Source organism: Undibacterium sp. Ji22W, assembly GCF_049340305.1.
Taxonomy (GTDB): domain Bacteria; phylum Pseudomonadota; class Gammaproteobacteria; order Burkholderiales; family Burkholderiaceae_D; genus Undibacterium.
Genome location: NZ_JBMPOU010000002.1, coordinates 206313 through 229593, shown reverse-complemented (window position 1 = coordinate 229593; position 23281 = coordinate 206313). Strand labels below are relative to the sequence as shown.

The window sequence follows — 23281 nt, the reverse complement described above, 5'->3', positions numbered from 1 at the left end:
TGCAAGAGGTTGCAAACACTTCACCGGAGTGAAATACATGAAAGCACTGCTCGATCTATTCAAGCAAGTTCAGCCTAACGAACAATTCGACGCCATTAAAATTGGTCTCGCCTCCCCTGAAAAAATCCGTTCTTGGTCCTACGGCGAAGTCAAAAAGCCGGAAACCATCAACTATCGTACCTTCAAGCCTGAGCGCGACGGCTTGTTCTGCGCCAAAATTTTTGGCCCAATTAAAGATTACGAATGCTTGTGCGGTAAATACAAGCGTTTGAAACATCGCGGTGTGATCTGCGAAAAATGCGGCGTTGAAGTGACGTTGGCAAAAGTGCGTCGTGAACGCATGGGCCACATCGAGTTGGCTTCCCCAACAGCCCATATCTGGTTCTTGAAATCCTTGCCATCCCGTTTGGGTATGGTGCTCGATATGACTTTGCGCGATATCGAACGCGTATTGTATTTTGAAGCCTACGTTGTGACCGATCCAGGTATGACGCCGCTGAAAAAATGCCAGATCATGTCTGAAGATGATTACGCAGCGAAGTACGAAGAGCATGGTGATGAATTCACCGCGTTCATGGGTGCTGAAGGTATCCGTGAATTGTTGCGCTCTATCGATATCGATCGTGATGCAGAAACTTTGCGTACAGAACTCAAAGAATCTAAATCTGAAGCGAAGATCAAAAAGTATTCCAAGCGTCTGAAAGTCTTGGAAGCCTTCCAACGTTCTGGCATTAAGCCGGACTGGATGATCATGGAAGTGTTGCCAGTATTGCCGCCAGAACTGCGTCCATTGGTACCTTTGGATGGTGGCCGTTTTGCGACTTCCGATTTGAACGATTTGTATCGTCGCGTTATTAACCGTAATAACCGTTTGAAGCGCCTGATGGAATTGCGCGCTCCGGAAATTATTACGCGCAATGAAAAGCGTATGTTGCAAGAAGCGGTCGATTCCTTGTTGGATAACGGTCGTCGCGGTAAAGCAATGACTGGTGCGAATAAGCGTCCATTGAAATCTCTCGCTGAGATGATCAAAGGTAAAGGCGGTCGTTTCCGTCAAAACTTGTTGGGTAAGCGCGTCGATTACTCTGGCCGTTCAGTTATCGTGGTTGGTCCACAACTGAAATTGCATCAATGCGGTTTGCCGAAATTGATGGCTTTGGAATTGTTCAAACCATTCATTTTCAATAAATTGGAATTGATGGGTTTAGCGACAACGATCAAAGCAGCGAAGAAACTCGTTGAAATTCAAGAGCCAGTGGTTTGGGATATCTTGGAAGAAGTGATTCGCGAACATCCGATCATGTTGAACCGTGCACCTACTTTGCATCGTTTAGGTATTCAAGCGTTTGAGCCAGTTCTGATTGAAGGTAAAGCGATCCAGTTGCATCCACTGGTCTGCGCAGCATTCAATGCCGACTTTGACGGCGATCAAATGGCGGTTCACGTACCTTTGTCTATCGAAGCACAAATGGAAGCACGCACATTGATGCTGGCTTCTAACAATATTTTGTTCCCATCAAACGGTGAACCATCTATCGTGCCTTCTCAAGATATCGTGTTGGGTCTCTACTACGCATCGCGCGAAGCCATCAATGGCAAGGGCGAGGGCATGATGTTCCCAGACGTTTCAGAAGCGATTCGTGCTTGGGATAATAAAGAAGTGGAATTGGCGACACGTATTACTGTACGTATTACTGAATATCCAAAAGACAAAGAGACTGGCGAATTCGTTAAAACGATTAAACGTTACGAAACTACAGTTGGTCGTGCGATCTTGTCTGAGATTTTGCCAAAAGGCTTGCCATTCTCAGTTTTGAATCGTCCTTTGAAGAAGAAAGAAATTTCTAAGTTGATCGATACATCTTTCCGTAAGTGCGGTTTGCGCGCGACGGTGGTGTTTGCGGATCAATTGATGCAGTCTGGTTTCCGTTTGGCGACTCGTGCTGGTATTTCTATCTGTATCGACGATATGTTGGTACCACCACAAAAAGTCACTTTGTTGGCAGCGGCTGAGCACGAAGTTAAACAGATCGAACAGCAATACGCGTCCGGTTTGGTGACTGCTGGCGAACGTTACAACAAGGTTGTTGATATTTGGGGTAAGACCGGTGATGAAGTTGGTAAGGCGATGATGGAACAACTGAAAGTTGAACCAGTCACACGTCGTGACGGCACAGTCGGTACGCAAGAATCCTTCAACGCGATTTACATGATGGCTGACTCCGGTGCGCGTGGTTCTGCAGCACAGATTCGTCAGTTGGCAGGTATGCGGGGATTGATGGCGAAACCGGATGGTTCGATTATCGAAACACCGATTACTGCGAACTTCCGCGAAGGTTTGAACGTTCTCCAGTACTTTATTTCCACTCACGGTGCGCGTAAAGGTCTGGCCGATACGGCGTTGAAGACAGCGAACTCCGGTTACTTGACTCGTCGTTTGGTCGACGTTACGCAAGATCTGGTTGTGATCGAAGATGATTGCGGTACAGCGAACGGCGCTTCCATGAAAGCCATCGTTGAAGGCGGTGAAGTTAACGTGCCTTTGCGTGATTTGATCTTGGGTCGTGTTGCTGCGAATGATATCGTTAATCCAGAAACACAAGAAACTTTGTATGCTGCCGGAACTTTGCTCGACGAAGTCATGGTAGAAGAAATCGAAGCCTTGGGTATTGATGAAGTCAAAGTACGTACGCCATTGACATGTGATACACGCTACGGTCTGTGCGCCATGTGCTACGGTCGTGATCTTGGTCGCGGATCCATGGTTAACGCTGGTGAAGCAGTCGGTGTTATCGCTGCGCAGTCCATTGGTGAACCAGGTACACAGTTGACGATGCGTACGTTCCATATTGGTGGTGCAGCTTCTCGTGCAGCGATTGCTTCTTCAGTGGAAGCAAAATCCAACGGTACGATTCGTTTCACAGCAACGATGCGTTATGTCACTAACGGTAAAGGCGATCAAATCGTGATTTCCCGTTCTGGTGAAGTCTTGATCACCGATGATCATGGCCGTGAACGTGAACGTCATAAAGTCCCTTACGGTGCAACTCTGATCGTTAAAGATGGCATGACAATTCGTGCTGGTACGGATTTGGCGACTTGGGATCCATTGACACGTCCTATCATTACTGAATACACCGGTCAGGTTAAGTTTGAGAACGTCGAAGAAGGCGTGACTGTTGCTAAGCAGGTTGATGATGTCACTGGTTTGTCCACTTTGGTGGTAATCGATGCGAAACGTCGTGGTTCTGCTGCTGGTAAGAGCTTGCGTCCACAAGTTAAATTGTTGAACGAAGCTGGCGAAGAAGTGAAAATTTCTGGTACTGAGCACGCGGTAACAATCGGCTTCCAAGTCGGCGCTTTGATTACGGTGAAAGACGGTCAACAAGTACACGTTGGTGAAGTATTAGCGCGTATTCCAACTGAATCACAAAAAACTCGTGATATTACTGGTGGTCTCCCACGTGTTGCTGAGTTGTTCGAAGCTCGTTCACCAAAAGACGCTGGTATGTTGGCAGAAGTGACTGGTACGGTTGCGTTTGGTAAGGAAACCAAAGGTAAGCAACGTCTGGAAATCACCGACATGGACGGCGAGAAGCACGAGTTCTTGATCACCAAAGACAAACAAGTCTTGGTGCATGACGGCCAAGTTGTAAATAAAGGTGAGATGATTGTTGACGGCCCAGCTGATCCACAAGACATCTTGCGTTTGTTGGGTATCGAAGCTTTGGCACGCTACATCGTTGATGAAGTTCAAGACGTTTATCGCTTACAAGGCGTTAAGATCAATGACAAGCACATCGAAGTGATCGTACGTCAAATGTTGCGTCGTGTTGTAGTGACTCAACCTGGTGATGCGAATTACATCATGGGCGAGCAAGTAGAGCGCTCTGATTTGTTGGGTGAAAATGATCGTGTTGTTGCACGTGGCGGTATCCCTGCAACGTATGAAAATATTTTGCTCGGTATTACTAAAGCTTCTTTGTCGACAGATTCCTTCATCTCTGCCGCTTCCTTCCAAGAGACCACACGTGTTCTCACCGAAGCAGCGATCATGGGCAAGAAAGATACTTTGCGCGGCTTGAAAGAAAACGTCATCGTTGGTCGTTTGATTCCAGCTGGTACAGGTTTGGCGTATCACCGCGCTCGCAAGATGAAAGAATCTTGGGAAGCGGACGAACGTGCAGCCTTGTTGCAAGCTGAGAAAGAAATTTTTGCTCCAGCAGCAGAAGTGACCACAACAGATGTAAATGCAGGCGAAGCATAAGGTTTAGAGCGCGTTGCTCAGACTCAAAAACGGCACCGTAGAACTTCTGCGGTGCCGTTTTTGTTTATCGAGTCGGTAATTACGAATAAAATTTGAATTGAAAATAGCTGAATAGTGGATAGGGCGCGTAATTGAAAAGAGCAAATATGGAGAGGATGCACATAGACGAAAAAGCGATAGAGCAAGCCTTATATCATCTCAATCAAGCGAATGAGTATCCCGCGCTCTCAATAGAAGTGGTGGAGCAGACGGGTTCAACTAACGCAGACCTGATGCAAAGAGCGAAAAGCTTAAACACACCGACTCTGTTGGTGGCCCGCCATCAGACAGCAGGAAAAGGTCGTGCTGGTCGTAGCTGGCTGTCAGCGCCAGATGGGGTGCTGACCTTTTCTTTGGCGTGGGAATTCACCAGTGGTGCCCAAACATTAATCGGATTGCCTTTAGCAGTCGGCGTGGCGATTGCCGAACGACTGCAGCAACTAGGTGTACCTGTTAAATTGAAATGGCCTAACGACATTCTCAAAGAGTCAAAAAAATTAGCCGGCATTTTGGTCGAATCGCAAGTAAGCAACACGGGCAGTACCTGGGCGATCATTGGCATAGGCCTAAATTTACGTGTGCCGGAGGCGCTGGAAAAAAGTATAGGACAAGCTGTAGCAGAAGCGACTTGGTTAGCGCAGATGGATAGAAATCAATTGATCGCGCAATTACTTCAAGCACTCCAAGTTGCATTGACGGAGTTTACAATGCAGGGTTTCGCTGTCTTCAATGAGCGATGGAATCGCTTGCATGCACATGCACAACAATTGGTGATGATTGTCGATCAGCAGGTTCTTGTGCAGCAAGGGATTGCAATAGGGGTCGATCATCAGGGAAGTTTAATTTTACAAACGGAAAATGGACCGGTGTTGATCCATTCTGGAGATGTCTCTTTGCGGCCTTTGCCGTAAAATGCTGATTTCTGAAAATCTATTTGGCGATAAATCAAGATGACTGCAAAGTGCCCGATGTTGCTAATGATTGACGCCGGTAATACGCGGGTGAAATGGTCATGCATTTCAAACGAAGCACCTTTGCAATTTCCACCTGCCTGGCAAGGGGTGGGGTCAGTATTGCATCAGGATCTTGGACAGATTGCACAATCAATTGCTCACTATCACATCACACGTTGTAAGATCTCAAACGTGGCTGGTGCAGGATTGCAACAAAGCTTGGAGCAACTGGTCCGGTCTCATTCACCTGACATCGCGATAGAGTCGTTTAGTGCAGCCGATCCAATTGCCGGTGTTCATAATCATTATCGCGAACCCATCAAATTGGGGGCAGACCGTTTTGCGTCGGCAATCGCCGCGCATTATCAATTTCCTGATGTTGATTTGGTCGTCGCTACTTGCGGCACTGCAACGACAATCGATGCGATTACGGCACAAGGTGATTTTCTGGGTGGTATGATTTTGCCGGGACTGCAGTTGATGGCGAGCGCACTGGCAAAAAACACAGCACAGCTACCGCAGATTGCGCAGCATTTTGAATTGCAGGATCTATTTGCCAATCATACCGACCAGGCGATTGCGAGTGGCTGCATCCACGCACAAATTGGCGCTATGCTGTGCGCGGTGCGTGATTTAGAACGAAAGCGTGGTAATGCCAAGCTAATTATTTCGGGTGGTGCAGCTCCCTATCTGTTGCCGCAACTTACCCATTGTCAGGCGATAGATTGGCAGGACGTAGAGAATTTGGTATTGACTGGCTTATGGGTGGCCGCCAAGTCATCTTAGTGTGCAAGCTTCTTACTTTGAAAATACATCATGTTGCGATTTTTCCTCTGGATTTTTTTGATCATCAATGCCTTGCTATTGGCCTTAAATTTTGGTTTTTTGGGAAAGTGGCCAACTGAGGAACGTGAGCCATCGCGTTTGAAACTGCAGAAAAATGCGGATCAAATCAAACTAATGAGTCCGAATGCGGCGCAAGATTTAATCGATGCTCAGACAAAAAGAACTGAACCTGTAATGGCTTGTGTGGAATTAAATGGATTCTCAACTGCGGACAGCAAGAGTTTTGATGAAAAGATCAAAGCATTATCCTTGGCGGCACGTTTAACCCGCACAGAAATGGCCGAGGTCGCCACGAATATGGTCTATATTCCTTCCCTCGGAAGCAAAGATGCTGCGGACAAAAAAGCCGCGCAGATACGTAAATTGGGATTCACTGAGTTCTATATCGTACAAGATCAAACACCGATGCGTTGGGCGATTTCCATGGGCGTTTTTAAAACGCCCGAAGCTGCCAAAGCGCACTTAGCCAATCTACAGAAAAAAGGTCTGAAAGAGGCTAAGTTGGCGCCGCGTACGGTCAGTGCCGCGAAAGTCAATTATCGTTTGCAAGATCTCAATCCAGAAGAAAAACAAACGGTTGATCAAATCAAGGCCAGTTTCGCTAGCGCACAAAGTCATGAGTGCAAGGCGAAGACCGAATAGGCACCCACATATTGCCTAAGTTGATTCTCATTTTCTGCACTAGCAACCACTTCGACTATCAGAGAAAAATATCATGTCTGCCGCTTTTCATTTCAAACAAGGAAGCCTTCCTTTGTTGATCTCTATGCCGCATGTTGGCACAGAGATTCCGGAACAAGTACTAGCTCAACTCGATCCTGTCGCGCAAGTCAAAGCCGATACGGATTGGCATTTACCCTTGCTTTACAACATGCTCGATGAACTAGGTGCTTCGTGCATTCATGCCAAATATTCGCGCTACGTCATCGACCTGAATCGCCCTTCCGATGATATGAATTTATATCCGGGTCAAGATACGACGGGATTATGTCCGGTAGATACTTTTGCTAAAGAGCCTCTATATAAAAACGGTCAGGGACCCGACGCTGCCGAAGTGCAGAACCGCATACAGCAATACTGGCAACCTTATCATCAACAACTACAGGCCGAGCTAATGCGTATGCGTGATCGGCACGGCATTGCGATTTTGTGGGATGCACACTCTATTGCCTCCGAAGTGCCGCGTTTTTTTGCAGGACGATTGCCAGATTTAAATTTTGGTACAGCTGATCAAAAATCGTGTGATCACGGATTGCAAACTGCCTTAGCGAATGTGATGCGCGATCATACTGCAACCGACAGCAATCCTTATACACATGTGTTTAACGGCCGATTTAAAGGTGGGCATATTACTCGTCAATACGGCCAGCCAGTGCAGAATATTCATGCTGTGCAATTAGAAATGAGTCAGTGTGTCTACATGAACGAGCAGTCGCCATTTGCGTATCGCGCAGATCTGGCGGAGCAGGTGCAACCTTTACTCAAACAACTTTTACAAACCTGTCTGAACTGGGCAGCAAAGTCTGCAAAGACGGCTAGTACCGGAAAATAATCATGAACACATCAACATCCAACACGGCGCAGACCTTGTATGCCAAGCAGGCACTATTACCGACTGGTTGGGCGAGTCAGGTGCGCTTGCATTGGGATGTAACAGGTAATTTTACCAAGATCGAAACCGATGTGACACCGGCAACGTATGAAATCCAGCATGGATTCGTTTCTGCAGGCATGACGAATTTGCATTCGCATGCGTTTCAGCGGGCGATGGCGGGCATGACAGAAATTGCGGGCGAAGGTCCGGATAGTTTTTGGACCTGGCGCGACCTAATGTATCGCTATGCATTGTCGATTTCACCTGAACAAATGCAGGCGATTGCTGCACAGTTATATTCAGAATGCCTGCGCCATGGCTATACATCCGTTTGTGAATTCCATTATGTGCATCGTGCGCCGGATGGCGCGTTCTATGCGGATATGGCAGAGACCGCGAAGCAAGTCATTGCCGCCGCCAATATGACGGGGATGGGCATCAGCATGTTGCCGGTGCTGTACAGTTACGCGGATTTTAAACAACTGCCTTTGCGTGAAGATCAGCGCCGGTTCAATACCAATGTTGAGCAAATCTTAAATATCATCAGCGCACTTGACGGGCAACGAAATGCGCAGGTGGAAATCGGGGTTGCTCCCCATTCATTACGTGCTGCTAGCACTGATCAGATACGCGAACTGGTGATAGGAATGCCCGCTGGACGTCCTATTCATATCCATATCGCGGAGCAAATGCGCGAAGTGAATGCATGTGTGGCAGCCACAGGAAAGCGTCCGGTCGAATTGTTATTTGATACGCAGACTGTGGATGAGCGTTGGTGCTTAGTGCATGCGACTCATTTAAATCAGCAGGAAGTGGCGAGCATGGCGGCAAGTAAATCTGTGGCCGGTATTTGTACTTCGACTGAAGGCAATCTTGGTGATGGTTTTTTTGAATTGTCTGACTACATCGCGGCAAGTGGACGCTTCGGCATAGGCACTGATAGTCACGCTTCGCAAAGTGTCGTGGAAGAAATTCGTTGGCTAGAATATGGACAACGCCTCAAGCAGCAAGGCCGTAACATTGCGAGTGTCAAAGGGCAGCGACGGGTTGCCGATTACATGTGGCAACAATGTTTGCTTGGTGGTGCGCAAGCAGCGGGGCGCAATGTTGGACAATTACAGCTTGGATGCCGTGCGGATTTCATCATCTTTGATGATCAGCATCCGAATTTACAAAACATCGATGTGGCGGATGTATTGAGTAGTGTGGTGTTTACCGGCAACGATAATTTGATCCGTGATGTGTATGTCGGTGGCCAAAAAGTGGTTGAAGCAGGACGACATCGCGAACAGGCACAAATCAATGCGAACTACGTGCGTTGCATGCAGCAACTGCGGCAACTTTGATCGCGGTAAAAACTAAAGTGACGGAAATAAGAACGGCAGAAATAAGAACGACAGAAATAAGAACGACAGAAATAAGTCGAAATCATTTAACAATAAAAGGGGAAGTTATGAAGAAATTTGCGATTAACAATTTAACTGGATTATTGATCAGTATCGGCATTTTAAGCGCTCCAGCATTTGCTGTGACGGCACAGGCAGAAACCAACATGCCTGCGGTTACCGTTGCAAAGGCGGATCGTCAAGATGCGACCTTGGCTGCGCGTCTGCAAGCCTTAGACAAGTTATTGGCTGAACAATGGGAATACGGTCTGCGTACCAACCCAGAATACGCCTCCATGTTGGGCGACAAGCGCTATAACGATCAGCTACGCGATTTTTCACAGGCAGCGATCGATCAAAATCTTAAGATGACGCGTGCGTTCTTAAAGCGTTTTCAAGCCATTGATACTAAGGGATTTAACGTCCAACAAAAACTCAATAAAGATTTGATGGTGCGTCAGCTACAAGAGGAAATAGAAGGTGCCCGCTTCAAGGGGTGGCAAATGCCCGTTCTGCAAAATTCTGGCTTGCATTTGGATACGCCAGAGTTAGTCACGATGCTGAGTTTTACCACGGTTAAAGATTACGAAGACTATATTGCGCGCTTACAAAAACTGCCAGCGCTGTTTGAGCAAACGATCGTACAGATGCGATTAGGCGTAAAAAACAAAATTATGCCGCCGCAATTTTTATTGCCAAAGATCGCCCGTCAATGTGACGATCTAGTTGCCATGAATATGGAAACTTCGCCATTCGCAAAACCAGTGGCGCAATTTCCGGCGGATATTTCTGCAGCGGATCAACAGCGTCTGAAAACTGCGGTATTGGATGCAATCAAAATCAAGGTGCTCCCTGCATATCAAAATTTTTCCAACTTTGTGCGTAGCGATTACGCACCTTATGGTCGTAAAGACGTCGGTTTATGGTCCTTGCCGGATGGGGCAGCTCGTTACAAATTGCAAGTGAAAACACAAACCACGACGAACAAAACGCCGGAAGAAATCCATCAAATCGGTTTGCGTGAAGTCGCACGTATCGAAGGACAGATGTTAGAAGTCGCAACGAAATTAGGTTTCGCCGACCTGAAATCCTTCAATGCTGCTATGGAAAAAAATCCTGATTTGCATCCAAAGTCACGGCAAGAAATTCTGGATCTGTACAACAAGTACACCGACCAAATGTATGCAAAAATTCCAGAGCTATTCGGTCGCTTGCCGAAGGCTAAAGTGAAGATCATGGCGGTGGAAGAATTCCGCGAAAAAGAGGCTGCAGGTGCTTCGTATAATCCAGGTGCGGCAGATGGATCTCGCCCAGGGCACGTGATGGTCAATACCGGTGACTTTGCGAATCGCATGACGCTGTCGATAGAAACTACGGCCTTGCATGAAGGTGTACCTGGACATCACATGCAAATCGCGATTGCTCAAGAGCTGGAAGGTTTGCCTCCCTATCGTCAACAAGGTGGCAATAACGCCTACGTAGAAGGCTGGGCTTTGTACTCTGAACGATTGGGGCGTGAGTTAGGATTCTTTAAAGATCCTTACAGCTACTATGGTCACTTGCAAGATGAAATGCTGCGCGCTATTCGCCTGGTGGTAGACACTGGTTTGCACTACAAAAAATGGGATAGACAACAAGTCGTCGATTTTTTCCGCAATCATTCTGGGATCGAAGAAGTAGAAATCCAGAGCGAAACTGATCGCTACATCGTCTGGCCAGGGCAGGCTTTGGGATATAAAATTGGCCAGTTGAAAATTTTGGAATTGCGCGATTATGCTAGCAAAGCATTAGGCACTCGTTTTAGTTTGAAAGAGTTCCATGACGAAGTGTTAGGCGCAGGCGCATTGCCGCTCGACGTCTTGGAAAGTCGGATTAAGGCGTGGGTCGCAACAAAGAAATGAATTCAAATCTTTAAATTAATTTAATTAGTTGAACAATGGGCAGCAAAACGGTGTGGTTTTGTTGCCCATTTTATTTTCCCAAGCGGAAAATAATTTCCTGAATCGAAGTTGCGCGAGTAGAATCAAAAGATTCACTTCGTTTCGACGTGTTACAAACAAGGAGCTGCCATGGGTGCCTTTGCGATGCCAGTTTATATGTTGGAATTTACGCCAAAAACCATAGCATCCCTGTTGTCGCCTGCGGCGATAGAAGGATCCTTAGTTGACTTGGATGTCTATGATAGACAAAACCTCGAGCTGAAACTGGAAGCGAAGGGCCAACGATTAAAAGATAATCCTGAGATGTTTCGAATTACGACCCTATACAATGGGGTTAGCAATGAACATGACTGGAATTTCACGATTTTGCGTGAATCCGCGGATCGTAGTCGTAAGAAAAAATAAGTGACTGCCAGTAAGAGTAAGCGCGGATTGATTCCTTTATCGCACTAACCTTTCCAGGTTCTCTGCAAGCCAGTATCCGTATGTACCCAGCCACCTTTGCTGCTGGCGCGAAAATAAAAGCCAACCCCACCTTGCTTAAAGCTTTGGATTAATTCGCCTAAAACTTCTTCATGCAAGTCGCCGATACGAATATCCGCGGCCCTGCCTTCCAAATGCAAAGATTTGCGAGCAGCCGGAATACCTTCTTCACGCAAGCGCTGATTCGACTCAGGCGTCCGGTAGCCGGACAATACTTCCAGTGGCTTGGTCATGCCGAAGCGTGCGATGAATGCTTGGGTAGCCCACAGTGTCTCTAATAGTTTAGGGTCAATCGCGGCGCTCTTTTTGCCATTCACGTCACGCAGTAAGTGACAAAATTGCTGGTAGGCGGAGTCAAGTACATCGCCATCCTTCCAATACAATAATTTGATCCGTTCGCCGCTTGCAGGCCGGATCAGGTCCAGGGTGCGGGGCTTCAACCAAAAATCAACATCTAGCACCTGTGCATCAAACAGATCTGGCGGCGGTGTTAATTTGCTGACCTTGGTGTCGCCATCCTGCGCCAAACTTAATAATGGACGGCTACCAATCAATAAACCACCGGCGGTCAGTAACAGGGACTTCTTAAAAAACTGGCGGCGATTATGCATGTTCTGAATGGCGAAAAACGAAGATAAGAAATTCTAACGGGTATCTGTTAGCTTGCGTACTTTCTATCGATTTTTCTTTAGAATGATTCAACATTCATGACCCACATGCTGCACGATCTGATTTCAACTTCCTACTATAATGCAGTTTTATGCCTGACTCTTTTAACCCCATGCTTACCTCCATCCAAATCGCGCAATTTCAGCAACAAGGTTTTTTGGTGCTGCCAGCTTTTAGTTCGCCAGACTATTGTCAGCAAGTGTTGGACTTTGCGCAGCAACAGTTAGATCAAGTCGTACTGCCGATTGAGTATGAAGCCGACACCCGTTATCCTGGAGCGCCAGCTTCACGCGATGCCGAAGGCGGGCAAACAGCGCGACGCCTATTACAGGCTTACGGGCGCTCTCCCTTGTTGGCTGATTGGGCGACACAAACCACGTTGAGTGTCGTGTTGAAGCAGCTATTGGGCGAAGGCGCAAAAATGTCGCAAGTTCACCATAATTGCATCATGACTAAGCAAGCACGATTTTCCAGCTTGACCGGTTGGCATAGAGATAGTCGTTACTGGAACTTTCAAAAGCCAGAACTGATCAGCGTCTGGCTAGCTTTGCGTGACGAGAAAATCGAAAATGGTTGTTTGTTAGTTTTGCCGGGATCGCACCAATGGCAAATCGACGCAGAACAATTGGACGGCGCGCAATTTTTACGTGCCGACCTGCAACGCAATCAAGACTTGCTGGCGCAAGCACAACCCGTACCTTTGCGGCAAGGTGATGTCTTGTTATTTTCAAGTAATTTGTTTCATGCCGCAGGTTGCAATCAAACCGGGCAGACTAAGTTTTCTATGGTGTTCACATATCGGGCGCAGGACAATCCGCCTACAGCGGGTACGCGTTCGGCAAGTTTGCCTGAGATCGTGATTTAAGTCGGTACACAGATTAGACCATCAATGCTTTGAGTTTATTAATATTCAACTGTATCGAAGCTAATAAAGTAGTCAGTATTGGCCTATTGTTTCAAACTTTCATGAGCATATTCCCACTCATAAAATCGAATCGCAGGATTCTGGGAGTAGCTTCCGCACAATGATCAATAATTTTCAGGGAATAAATAATTTTCGATTATTATGTATTTTTCATTTTAATTTCAATAAATTCCATCATTCCATGAAAGCTAAATTACTCTCAGCGTTCGCAATTACAATCGCACTTAGCGCGTGTGGCGGTGGCTCACCCGATGTGCCCAATAATCAAGCTTTCTCGACTGCCAGTTCAGCCACTGGTTCCAGTTCCGCAGCAAGCACTTCTGGAGCATCCGGCAGCTCGTCCAATACCACGTCTACCAATACACCATCAACACCCCTGATTACTTTGCGCAATCAGAGCGAAAGCCAAGCGCTGTTGCTATTAACTGAAGCTGCGAAAAAGAAAATAGGGCCTGAATTTCTCAGTCGAATTTTTAGAGAAGAGAAAACGGATTTTTTGATCGAGTTTGTCAATGACGTACCGTTGAACCTGGATCCAACGCAGGCAGCCTTGAAATTTGTGGAAATAAAAAATGCAGTATTTGCCGTCTTTTTAGCATCCGATTATGTTTTGCTCAAAGACTATAGCGCACTGCCGATGAGCTTCATAAGAACCAATGATCGCACTACCTTGGTTAATTTCCTTAATCACAATGGGGTTAAGGCGATTTACGAAAATGAAACGCTGGTTTTGAATTAAGTGTCTTTGCTCAGTAAGAAAACTGATTATTGTTGTGTACAACTTGAATTAATTGTTTGTTTGGTTCTAGTACAAATGATGTTACTGTTTTCGCCTAGATAGCGCCGCTACTCCAGAACCATCTTAGTATGCATCTCATTGCATTCTGCGCTACGCAAAATTATGTGTAAGCTTGAACTTAGCTTAATGAAAACTTGTAGAAAACCACTAAACCCAAGCCCAAGCATGAGCCGGATTAGTCGCTAATGATTTCTAGGTTCATCAATTCCTGAATAGTCTGCCGACGACGTATCAATCGCATCTCATCGCCATCCACCAACACCTCAGGAATCAAAGGTCGCGAATTGTAATTCGACGACATGCTGGCACCATAAGCACCGGCATCGTGAAATACCACTAAATCACCGACTTCGCAGGCGGGTAAATCTTGGTGTGTGACGACGCCACCTTCTTCTTGGGTGAAGACATCACCCGATTCGCAAAGTGGACCAGCCACGACGGTAGGGCGGGTATTACCCGTGCGTAGCTCGCCATTTGAAGTGTGGGCGCTGATACGGTGAAAGCTGCCATACATGGATGGACGTACCAAATCGTTGAAGCCGGCATCGACGAAGACGAAGAAATTACTACCGACTTGTTTCTGCGCGCGCAGCTCAGAGATCAAAATACCCGATTGCGCAACTAAGAAACGTCCCGGTTCGATTTCCATACTGATCTTGTGACCGAGATGCGCTTCTATCTGTTGACGTGCCAGATTCCAAATTTCAAAGTAATGCGCAGTATCTACTTCCGGTTCGCCAGCTTGATACGGGATTGATAAACCGCCACCGATAGAAATGGCTTGCAGGTCTAGCGGGCAGTTTTTAACTTGTGTGATCATGGCGTCACAGACGCTTTGTAAGTGATCGTAATCGACTCCGGAACCGATATGCATGTGCAAGCCAACTAATTGCAAACCATATTGACGGATTAAGGTGTACGCCTGTGGCAGTTCTTCATGCCAGATGCCGTGTTTACTTTGTTCGCCACCGGTATTCGTTTTACGGCTATGACCATGCCCGAAGCCAGGATTGATGCGTAACCACACTGGATGGCCGGGATGTGCTGCGCCTAGCTGTTCTAGCATTTGCGGTGAGCCGCAATTGACAGGAATATTTAATTCCACCACGCGTTTTAAGGCATGTTGGTCGAGGAGGTCAGCGGTGAATACGATAGGTGCATGTGCCGACGCCACGCTTGGATCAAAACCCGCCACCAAGGCGCGCTCGACTTCACCCAGCGAAACCGAATCCACCAACACGCCTTGTTCGCGCATTAAACGCAAGATATGAATATTGCTGCAGGATTTCTGCGCAAAGCGAATGACATCAAACTGACGCAACTGCGCAATTTGGGCACGAATCAAGGCAGCATCATAAGCCCAGCAAGGCGTCTGATAAGTTTGTGCGATGTGCTGTATTTGTGCTGCGGAGATGGCGTTAGACATAAAGAATTCCAGATCAAGTAAGGACATTTGAGATGCACTACTGTAACGCGTACAATGCCAAAACTAAATGGGCATTCAAAGGTGAAATTGCGCTTTCACCGTGGATTCACTAAAAATCATGAGGTTTTACTTATGAATCAAAAAATCGATCAATTCGACAAAAAGATCCTGCAATTATTGCAAGAAGATGCCCGCATGTCGCATGCGGAAATTGGCCGTCAGGTGCATTTGAGCCAGCCTGCGGTATCTGAACGCATCAAGCGCTTAGAAAGCAGTAATATCATTCGTGGCTATCGCGCCGATATTAACCCCAAGGCTTTGGGCTATGACATCACTGCAATGATACGGGTCTCGACCCAGCAAGGACGGCCGTATGCACAATATGTCGCGAATTGCCCTGAGATCATCGATTGCTATACGGTGACTGGTGAAGATGGTGCGGTGATGAAGGTGTTGGCGACGGATGTTGAGCACCTGCAGCGCATTATCAATGAACTCAATGCCTTTGGATCGACATCGACCGCGATTGTGCTGACCACGCATGTGGCTGGCAAGGTGATTGCAGTGCCGACTTTAGACGACAAATCTTCATAATAAATATGAACTGCTATACCAGCGATAAATATACCAGCGACAAATGAAAAAAGACATTCGAACAAATTACTTACTGCGCGCTTTGAACAATCAGGACTCTTTGAAGGTGACGGTGATGACCGGCGCTTTGGTAGCTGCCATGATTTTGTTGTACTTGTTCCCGCTATATTTTTGGGCGGGGCAAGGTGGATTTTTTGAAAAAATCGATGCGTCGCAGCATATCGCTGGTTGGCAATTTTATGCGCAAGATGAGTGGCACTTTCCATTATTGAAAACGACGCGGATTAATAGCCCAGATGGTGTGAACATCGCCTTCATGGATAGTATTCCTTTGGCGGCTTTGTTATTCAAACCGTTTGTCAATTGGTTGCCTGCGCAATTTCACTATATCGCTTTGTGGCATATCCTTGCCTTCCTTGGGCAAGGGATTGCCGCTAGTGTGTTAATGCGTAGCCTTGGCGCGCGTTCACTTTTTGCCGGTGCGGTCGCAGCGTTCTTTGCTTGTTTATGGCCTGCATTGATGTGGCGTTTCGGGCATACAGCTCTGATGACGCAGTGCCTGGTGTTGTTTGGACTTGCCGTGTATTTTCAAAAGCGCCGTGCGGGTATGGCGGTTGATACGGCGCAGCGCTATTTGTTGTTATTGAGTCTATTGGGATTACTCATCCACCCGTATTTCTTTGCGATGCTGTATTCCTTCTTTTTGTTTAGTCTCGTAGAAGAAGTGATTTTGCACCGAAGTTGGCGTCAGAGTGCAATGTATCTAGTCGCCTCGCTGCTGGTGTTTGCCTTCATTTTTTATGTACTCGGCTATGGTGGTCAACACACGACAAGCTTTGGGTTTGGTGAATACTCGATGAACCTGAGTTCGCCATTTTGCGGTAGTCATTTTTATTCCTGCGCCGCTAACGAGTCCGCACATCAGTTTGCCGCTTATCACTTTGCAGATCCAACGCGTGGACAATATGAAGGTTTGAATTACTTGGGACTCGGTGTTTTAATGCTTCTGCCCTTGAGCCTATTCACCATGCGTCAAAGGCTTTTAAGTCTGGCCCCGGAATATCGGTGGTTCATCGTATTTTTGTTAGCGTTGACCTTATATGCTTGTGCGAATCGCGTATTTTGGAACGAGCATCTATTATTTGAATACCAGGTTCCAGCAATCCTGCACAAAATTACAGACACCTTTCGTAGTAGCGGTCGTTTCTTTTGGCCAGTTGCTTATACCTTGTTGTTCATCGCTCTGGCGGGTTTGCTACAAACGTTGACGAGAGCAAAAGTGGCTATCGTTTTGCTTGCGTGTGCTGTGCAATTTGTCGATACGCGAGATTTTAGCCAACGCCTTTCTAACATCGCGAGTGAACCAAGTCAGGGCGACTTGACAGCATGGGAGCCTGTGATGCGCACGGTCGACGATATACATGTCTATCCAGCTTTTTCTTGCGGGGCAAATAATGAAAATATGGTTTGGTTTTTTCAGCGACTTGCAGCACATTATCGAAAACGGATAGACACTGGCTACATCGCGCGCGACCAAGTCGATTGCGTTAAAAATCGTGATTATTTCGCAGCGGATTTCGCGCAAAGTGCGCTGTATGTGATGGCCTTAAAAGATGTATTGAAAGCGCCGGCGGGCTTTGTGCGTGCGGCACATCAACATGCCTGTGTACAGTGGCAAACTTATCTTGTCTGTGTACCCGATGGGCAAGTACCACGGATGGAGCAACAGGCATTAGGCGCTGCGTTTCAGGGGAGCTTAGATGTGTTGCATTGGTCGGGTAAAGAATTATTTACCCAAGTTGGCGAGTATCAATCCGTCGACCAGGTTCAATTCCTAGTGAGCAATGGCAAGGCGGGCGTTCTCAGCTTTGGCCCGTATGCGCAACTACTGGAAGGGAACTATGAATTTGTGCTTGATTATCAGGCTGATTTATCCGAGCAAACTGAGCAAGCCAACTGGGAAGTTTGGGTGAATTTACCGGACGGGAAAGATCGTGGAAGACGTCTAGCAAGCGGTGTATTGATGGGAACAAAAAATCTACCAGCGAGTTTGACTGTGCCATTTGCCATCGCGAAAGACATCGTCAATCAAACGCTAGAATTTCGGACGTTTTATCATGCTCAAGGCAAGCTCACGATTCGTGCTTTGCATCTGAAGAAACAAGAAGTCATTAATAAATGGCCTACCAAATGAATGACCAAATAAGTCACCAAATAAGTCACCAAATAAGTCAGCCACTATCGCCGACAGGACCGCAATCTATGAAATCCGTGAGTATCGTCATCCCTGTGTATAACGAAGCACAAATGATACAGACCAGTATTCCCCATATACTTTCCGTGCTCGAATCGGCATTAGCCAGCGCGGGCAAGAGTGAGAATTATCAGCTGGAAGTAATTGCCGTGGATGATGGTTCGGTGGATCGTACGCCACAAGTGTTGGCAGCGATGCAGCAACAAGAACCACGTCTGAAAGCTCTGAGTTTTACGCGCAATTTTGGTAAAGAGGCTGCCATTTTAGCCGGCTTGCAGGCGGCAACTGGTGATGCGGTGATCGTGATTGACGGCGATCTCCAGCACCCGCCAGAATTGATGGCGTCTATGCTGCAATTGTGGGAAAACGGTTTGTTAGTGGTGCATGCAGTCAAAGTCCAGCGTGCGCGCGAAACCTGGTTGCAGAAACAATTAGCGCGCGCTTTTTATGCCGTGTTTAAGTCTATGTCTGGCCTTGATTTGCGCGGACACTCTGATTACAAATTGCTGGATAAACAGGTTGTCCAAATACTGCTGGCTCTGCCGGAGCGACAACGTTTTTTTCGCGGCTTGATTTCGTGGGCGAACTTCCCAAGTGGCCAATTGCCATTTGAAGTAGCCGATCGCCCAGATGGTAGCCACAGTAAGTGGAATCGAATCAAACTGTTGCGCTACGCGATTAATAACATCACGAGTTTTTCAAGCTTGCCTTTAAAGCTGGTCACTTATGTGGGCGCAACGACTTTCTTGTTTGGATTGATCATTGGCGTGATTAGCCTGATTCAAAAAATTGAAGGTAAGGCGATGGACGGTTTCACTACGGTGAATTTGTTGATCATCATTATTGGCGGCGCGATCTTGTTAAGTCTGGGTGTCATCGGCCATTATCTGGCACGCCTGTACGATGAAGTGAAAGGGCGTCCAGCCTTCTTAATCAAGCAGAATCTCACTCAGGAGGACAAATGAATTCCTTACTGTACGCTTTATTCGCGGTGGTCTGTAATGTGTCGGCGCAAGTGATGATGAAATTCGCCAGTCAGCGAGGATTTCAGTTATCCAACCTGCAAACTTATTTCACTTGGCAACTGCTTGTTAGTTTAGCGTTGTATGGACTGAGTTTTCTATTGACCTTACAAGTTTTGTCGAATACCGCGCTCAGCGTCGCATCGCCTTTGATGGCGGGACTGACTTTTATTTTCGTGGCGCTTTTGAGTAAGCTTGTCTTTGGTGATAATTTCGATACACAAAAAATCTTAGGTTTGGCGATGATTTTGCTCGGCATTTTGGTGCTGACTATCCGGCGCACCTAATTGACGGCGACTGTCGGACTCTTCCATTTTTATGAAGAGGGTTTGTATCATAGGAGTCGTAACAGGTTGAGAGTCGGATTGTTGCTCAGCGCTGAAATGTCTAAATCGCCACAGAAAAGTGTAAATACAGTTTGAAACGCGCCATTTCGAAATCAAAAAATCGTCTCGCGTGAATTGATGCTGTTACTAAGCTATGCATGCGCACCGTTTTGAGTACTGGGAATATTCTCGTGACAAGTCCACGGTGCGCGGACAACGGACGCTGGGATCTAATTCCGGACACTTTCAAAATTCTCAATAAGAAATTTATCTTATAAAAATCAATCAGTTAAGTGCGATCGCGTGATTGGCACGCTTCCTGCTAAAGCCTTGGTATTCGAACCACTTTGCTGAGGAAGTTCCATGATTCGTGATACATCAGGTCAAGATGCGGTGATTGCTGCAGTGCCCGTCTGGCGTCAAAAGAAATTGGTCGTTGGCATCGTGCTGGCGCTCGTTTTGCTGATTGCTTGTTTTTTCTTGTTTCGTGCTTTTGCCAACGGCAGTAAGTCAATCAATGCATCGCGTATCAAAATCGCCCAAGTGACTCGCGGCACTTTGGTGCGCGATGTGGCGGTGAATGGTCGCATGGTTGCAGCGATTAGCCCCACCTTGTATTCGACCGCATCGAGTACCGTTACTTTGAAAGTAAAAGCGGGCGATATGGTAAAAAAAGGCGACATCGTTGCTGAACTCGAATCGCCCGACCTCACCAATTTACTCAAACGCGAACAAGCGAATTACGACCAATTAGAAGCCGAAGTCGCGCGTCAAAAAATTCTGGCACGCAAACAAAAACTTATTGCCCGCCGTGATGCGGATCAAGCTGAAATCGAACGCATTACCGCTGCCCGTACATTTGAGCGCTTTGAAAAAGCGGGACCTTCTGGTGTGATTTCCAAAATTGATTACATGCGTGCACAAGACGCTTTGAAAACCGCTGAAATCCGCGCCAAACACGCAGAAGCCGCCACCAGTTTGGAAAATGAAGATGTCGATCTGAATCTCAAAACGAAAAGCGCGCAATTAGAACAGCAGCGTTTGGTACGTGACGATGCAAAACGTAAAGTGGAAGAGCTGCGTTTAAAAGCACCGGTGGATGGCATGGTCGGCACTTTGTCGGTTGCCAATCGTAGTGTTGTTGCGGCGAATACTGCCTTGATGACCTTGGTCGATTTATCGCAGTTAGAAGTCGAGTTAGAAATTCCAGAAACTTATGTCGCTGATTTGGGCTTAGGCATGACTGCAGAAATCACGATCAACGGCGTAACGACCAAAGGGAAATTGTCTGCTTTGTCACCTGAGGTCGTAAAAAATCAAGTGTTGGCGCGAGTCCGTTTTGATGGTGCACAACCGTCAGGCTTACGTCAAAGTCAGCGTGTTTCAGCGCGCCTCTTAATTGAAGAAAAACCGAATGTACTAATGTTGGCGCGCGGTCCATTTGTAGAAAGCGAAGGCGGTCGTTTTGTCTATGTGGTGGACAACAACGTCGCAACCCGTCGCCCATTCAAATTGGGCGCCACCAGTATCTCCGCTGTAGAAATTGTGGAAGGTTTGAAAGTAGGCGATAAAGTCGTCGTCGCCGGTACCGATCAGTTTGAAAACGCAGAAAAAGTCTCTCTCAATAATTGACCCTTAATTAATCCTTAATTAACCCTTAATTAATCTTATTGCCGTCAACAAGAATAAAGGAATCGCTATGTTACACATGAAAAATCTCAGCAAAGTTTATCGTACACACATGATAGAAACCCATGCTTTGCGCGGGTTTGAAATCCACGTCAAACAAGGTGAATTCGTGACCGTGACCGGCCCATCGGGTTCAGGCAAAACCACCTTTCTGAATATTGCTGGTTTGTTGGAAGAATATACCGGTGGTGAATATTTTCTGGATGGCGTGAATGTCACCGGTATGGATGACAATGCCCGCACACGTTTGCGTAATGAAAAGCTAGGCTTTATTTTTCAAGGCTTTAATTTAATTCCTGATTTGAATTTATTCGATAACGTCGATGTGCCTTTGCGCTACCGTGGCTTCGCTGCGAAAGAACGTAAGGAGCGTATCGAAGACGCTTTGACGCAGGTGGGTCTTTCTTCGCGGATGAAACACTATCCGGCTGAATTGTCTGGCGGTCAGCAACAAAGGGTCGCGATTGCACGTGCTTTAGCAGGATCACCACGTTTGTTGTTAGCCGATGAACCGACTGGTAACTTGGATACGCAAATGGCGCGCAGCGTGATGGAATTGCTGGAAGAAATCAATGCCAAAGGAACGACGATTTTGATGGTCACACATGATCCTGAACTGGCATTACGTTCACAGCGCAATGTGCACATTATTGATGGTCAGGTTTCGGATCTGGTGCGCAAAACACCGAGCCTGGTGGTCGAGCATCACAACGTAGAAACCAATTTGCACATCGCTTAAATTCATCAGGACTAATCATGTTTCGATACTATTTTTTATTGGGCATCAAAAGCCTGCGGCGCAATCCCGCTCTGACTGCATTGATGGTGTTAACACTTGCGATTGGTGTTGCTGCAAGCGTGTCAACACTGACAATCTTGCATGTGATGTCGGGTGATCCGATTCCACAAAAAAGCGATCGCCTCTTTACCGCAATCATCGACCCAGGTCAAAAAGAAGGTTACACGCCCGGTGACGAGCCAAATGACCATCAATTTACCTACAAAGATGTGATCAATTTGCTCGCAAGTCAGCAAGGTGTGCGACGTGCTGCGATGTATGGCATAGAGACGACACTTGAGCCAGCGCGTAAGGACTTGGGCGCGATGTCGATAGAAGGTTTAGCCGTGACTGCGGATACCTTTCCTATGTTTGAAATTCCATTTCTTTATGGCCAAGGATGGCAAGCCAGCGAGGACAAGAGCTCCGCAGATGTAGTTGTATTAAGTAAGCGTATCGCGGATAAATTGTTCGGAACGACCAATCCTATCGGGCAAAAAGTACGCATGCTGAAAGGTGATTTTACGGTCATCGGCGTGAGCGATAATTGGGCACCAAAACCAAAATTTTATATTTTTAACGGTCGTGAAGGCGCGTTTATGGATGAACCTGATTTCTTGCTGCCGATGAGCAATGCGATTCGGCGTGAGACGGCGCATAGCGGCAGCATGGGATGTACCGCCCGTTCGGAACCGGGTTGGGAAGGACGCTTGAATTCTGAATGTACTTGGTTTCATTTTTGGTTTGAATTGAAATCCTCGGCGCAGCGTGCCGATTTGCAAAACTATCTCGATAGTTATGTTGCTGAACAATTCAAATTGGGACGCTTTCAACGCCAAGCGAAAAATCGCTTGTTTAATGTGCGTGAGTTTTTGGTTGAAATGCAAGTGATCGGTGATGACAGTCGCCTTTCAGCATGGCTCGCTTTTGGCTTCTTGTTGTTGTGTTTAGTGAATACGGTCGGTCTGTTGCTCGCAAAATTCTCTGTGCGGGCATCTGAAGTCGGCGTGCGTCGCGCGCTGGGTGCTTCGCGTAGAGAGATATTCACACAATTTTTGATTGAGACCGCGGTGGTTGGTTTAGTCGGTGCCTTGCTCGGTGTCTTGCTGGCGATGGGGGCCTTGCAATTAATCGCCTTGCAATCAAAGGCATTGGCGGTGGTAGCACACATGGACTGGGAAATGCTGGGATTGACTTTCTTTATGTCAGTTAGCGCGGCCATGCTGGCAGGTTTGTTGCCAACTTGGCGCGCCTGTCAGGTAACACCAGCAATACAACTGAAATCTCAATAA

19 protein-coding genes are annotated in these 23281 nt (G+C 47.0%); 17 read left to right on the top strand and 2 right to left on the bottom strand.

The window, feature by feature from the left end:
• Positions 1-37 precede the first annotated feature (37 nt).
• From rpoC to ACO0KW_RS07785, 8 genes are all read left to right on the top strand, one after another.
• Positions 38-4267 (top strand): DNA-directed RNA polymerase subunit beta', encoded by a 4230-nt coding sequence (gene rpoC / locus ACO0KW_RS07820; RefSeq protein WP_423052367.1) that lies wholly within the window; start codon positions 38-40, stop codon positions 4265-4267.
• A gap of 155 nt (positions 4268-4422) precedes the next feature.
• Positions 4423-5217 (top strand): biotin--[acetyl-CoA-carboxylase] ligase, encoded by a 795-nt coding sequence (locus ACO0KW_RS07815; protein WP_423052365.1) that lies wholly within the window; start codon positions 4423-4425, stop codon positions 5215-5217.
• 57 nt (positions 5218-5274) lie between these two features.
• Positions 5275-6045 carry a type III pantothenate kinase gene (locus ACO0KW_RS07810; RefSeq protein WP_423052363.1) on the top strand — a complete coding sequence of 257 codons (771 nt, stop codon included), beginning with the start codon at positions 5275-5277 and terminating at the stop codon, positions 6043-6045.
• Between the two features lie 30 nt (positions 6046-6075).
• Positions 6076-6747: an SPOR domain-containing protein gene (locus ACO0KW_RS07805; RefSeq protein WP_423052361.1), complete on the top strand. Its 672-nt coding sequence runs from the start codon at positions 6076-6078 to the stop codon at positions 6745-6747.
• A gap of 73 nt (positions 6748-6820) precedes the next feature.
• Positions 6821-7657: an N-formylglutamate deformylase gene (gene hutG, locus ACO0KW_RS07800; protein WP_423052359.1), complete on the top strand. Its 837-nt coding sequence runs from the start codon at positions 6821-6823 to the stop codon at positions 7655-7657.
• A 2-nt stretch (positions 7658-7659) separates the two neighbouring features.
• Complete coding sequence (locus ACO0KW_RS07795; RefSeq protein ID WP_423052357.1) at positions 7660-9045, top strand: formimidoylglutamate deiminase; 1386 nt, start codon at positions 7660-7662, stop codon at positions 9043-9045.
• A 107-nt stretch (positions 9046-9152) separates the two neighbouring features.
• Entirely contained in the window at positions 9153-10985 is a 1833-nt protein-coding gene (locus tag ACO0KW_RS07790; protein WP_423052355.1) for a DUF885 domain-containing protein, read from the top strand.
• Positions 10986-11153: 168 nt separating this feature from the next.
• Complete coding sequence (locus ACO0KW_RS07785; RefSeq protein ID WP_423052353.1) at positions 11154-11429, top strand: hypothetical protein; 276 nt, start codon at positions 11154-11156, stop codon at positions 11427-11429.
• Between the two features lie 44 nt (positions 11430-11473).
• Here the strand turns inward: ACO0KW_RS07785 and ACO0KW_RS07780 are convergent, their stop codons facing one another.
• Entirely contained in the window at positions 11474-12118 is a 645-nt protein-coding gene (locus ACO0KW_RS07780) for a YcbK family protein (RefSeq protein WP_423052352.1), read from the bottom strand.
• A 149-nt stretch (positions 12119-12267) separates the two neighbouring features.
• Between ACO0KW_RS07780 and ACO0KW_RS07775 the strand changes: the two genes are divergently transcribed.
• A complete protein-coding gene (locus ACO0KW_RS07775) occupies positions 12268-13041 on the top strand; it encodes a phytanoyl-CoA dioxygenase family protein (RefSeq protein ID WP_423052350.1) in 774 nt (257 codons plus the stop codon).
• Between the two features lie 241 nt (positions 13042-13282).
• Positions 13283-13840 carry a hypothetical protein gene (locus ACO0KW_RS07770; protein ID WP_423052348.1) on the top strand — a complete coding sequence of 186 codons (558 nt, stop codon included), beginning with the start codon at positions 13283-13285 and terminating at the stop codon, positions 13838-13840.
• 235 nt (positions 13841-14075) lie between these two features.
• Here the strand turns inward: ACO0KW_RS07770 and lysA are convergent, their stop codons facing one another.
• Positions 14076-15326, bottom strand: coding sequence for a diaminopimelate decarboxylase (gene lysA / locus ACO0KW_RS07765; RefSeq protein ID WP_423052346.1), 1251 nt, complete (start codon positions 15324-15326; stop codon positions 14076-14078).
• 132 nt (positions 15327-15458) lie between these two features.
• Between lysA and ACO0KW_RS07760 the strand changes: the two genes are divergently transcribed.
• The 7 genes from ACO0KW_RS07760 to ACO0KW_RS07730 all read left to right on the top strand — a co-directional run bounded on the left by ACO0KW_RS07760 (position 15459) and on the right by ACO0KW_RS07730 (position 23281).
• The gene (locus tag ACO0KW_RS07760) at positions 15459-15920 is read left to right on the top strand and encodes an Lrp/AsnC family transcriptional regulator (RefSeq protein ID WP_423052344.1); all 462 of its coding nucleotides are present in this window, start codon (positions 15459-15461) and stop codon (positions 15918-15920) included.
• Positions 15921-15963: 43 nt separating this feature from the next.
• Positions 15964-18114 carry a DUF6311 domain-containing protein gene (locus tag ACO0KW_RS07755; protein ID WP_423052342.1) on the top strand — a complete coding sequence of 717 codons (2151 nt, stop codon included), beginning with the start codon at positions 15964-15966 and terminating at the stop codon, positions 18112-18114.
• Positions 18115-18182: 68 nt separating this feature from the next.
• Positions 18183-19139, top strand: a complete 957-nt coding sequence (locus ACO0KW_RS07750; protein ID WP_423052340.1) for a glycosyltransferase family 2 protein — start codon at positions 18183-18185, stop codon at positions 19137-19139.
• Positions 19136-19483, top strand: a complete 348-nt coding sequence (locus ACO0KW_RS07745; RefSeq protein WP_423052338.1) for a DMT family transporter — start codon at positions 19136-19138, stop codon at positions 19481-19483. Before ACO0KW_RS07750 ends, ACO0KW_RS07745 begins: the two co-directional genes overlap by 4 nt.
• 402 nt (positions 19484-19885) lie before the next feature.
• Positions 19886-21154, top strand: coding sequence for an efflux RND transporter periplasmic adaptor subunit (locus ACO0KW_RS07740; protein ID WP_423052336.1), 1269 nt, complete (start codon positions 19886-19888; stop codon positions 21152-21154).
• 67 nt (positions 21155-21221) lie between these two features.
• Positions 21222-21950 carry an ABC transporter ATP-binding protein gene (locus ACO0KW_RS07735; RefSeq protein ID WP_423052334.1) on the top strand — a complete coding sequence of 243 codons (729 nt, stop codon included), beginning with the start codon at positions 21222-21224 and terminating at the stop codon, positions 21948-21950.
• A 17-nt stretch (positions 21951-21967) separates the two neighbouring features.
• Positions 21968-23281 carry an ABC transporter permease gene (locus ACO0KW_RS07730; RefSeq protein ID WP_423052332.1) on the top strand — a complete coding sequence of 438 codons (1314 nt, stop codon included), beginning with the start codon at positions 21968-21970 and terminating at the stop codon, positions 23279-23281.

Coding starts and splice junctions, on each gene's coding strand:
- ACO0KW_RS07810 (WP_423052363.1), top strand. CDS start 5,275: ATGTTGCTAATGATTGACGCCGGTAATACGCGGGTGAAATGGTCATGC.
- ACO0KW_RS07770 (WP_423052348.1), top strand. CDS start 13,283: ATGAAAGCTAAATTACTCTCAGCGTTCGCAATTACAATCGCACTTAGC.
- ACO0KW_RS07790 (WP_423052355.1), top strand. CDS start 9,153: ATGAAGAAATTTGCGATTAACAATTTAACTGGATTATTGATCAGTATC.
- ACO0KW_RS07750 (WP_423052340.1), top strand. CDS start 18,183: ATGAAATCCGTGAGTATCGTCATCCCTGTGTATAACGAAGCACAAATG.
- lysA (WP_423052346.1), bottom strand. CDS start 15,326: ATGTCTAACGCCATCTCCGCAGCACAAATACAGCACATCGCACAAACT.
- ACO0KW_RS07735 (WP_423052334.1), top strand. CDS start 21,222: ATGTTACACATGAAAAATCTCAGCAAAGTTTATCGTACACACATGATA.
- ACO0KW_RS07805 (WP_423052361.1), top strand. CDS start 6,076: ATGTTGCGATTTTTCCTCTGGATTTTTTTGATCATCAATGCCTTGCTA.
- rpoC (WP_423052367.1), top strand. CDS start 38: ATGAAAGCACTGCTCGATCTATTCAAGCAAGTTCAGCCTAACGAACAA.
- ACO0KW_RS07730 (WP_423052332.1), top strand. CDS start 21,968: ATGTTTCGATACTATTTTTTATTGGGCATCAAAAGCCTGCGGCGCAAT.
- ACO0KW_RS07755 (WP_423052342.1), top strand. CDS start 15,964: ATGAAAAAAGACATTCGAACAAATTACTTACTGCGCGCTTTGAACAAT.
- ACO0KW_RS07795 (WP_423052357.1), top strand. CDS start 7,660: ATGAACACATCAACATCCAACACGGCGCAGACCTTGTATGCCAAGCAG.
- ACO0KW_RS07740 (WP_423052336.1), top strand. CDS start 19,886: ATGATTCGTGATACATCAGGTCAAGATGCGGTGATTGCTGCAGTGCCC.
- ACO0KW_RS07775 (WP_423052350.1), top strand. CDS start 12,268: ATGCCTGACTCTTTTAACCCCATGCTTACCTCCATCCAAATCGCGCAA.
- ACO0KW_RS07745 (WP_423052338.1), top strand. CDS start 19,136: ATGAATTCCTTACTGTACGCTTTATTCGCGGTGGTCTGTAATGTGTCG.
- ACO0KW_RS07815 (WP_423052365.1), top strand. CDS start 4,423: ATGCACATAGACGAAAAAGCGATAGAGCAAGCCTTATATCATCTCAAT.
- ACO0KW_RS07780 (WP_423052352.1), bottom strand. CDS start 12,118: ATGCATAATCGCCGCCAGTTTTTTAAGAAGTCCCTGTTACTGACCGCC.
- hutG (WP_423052359.1), top strand. CDS start 6,821: ATGTCTGCCGCTTTTCATTTCAAACAAGGAAGCCTTCCTTTGTTGATC.
- ACO0KW_RS07760 (WP_423052344.1), top strand. CDS start 15,459: ATGAATCAAAAAATCGATCAATTCGACAAAAAGATCCTGCAATTATTG.
- ACO0KW_RS07785 (WP_423052353.1), top strand. CDS start 11,154: ATGGGTGCCTTTGCGATGCCAGTTTATATGTTGGAATTTACGCCAAAA.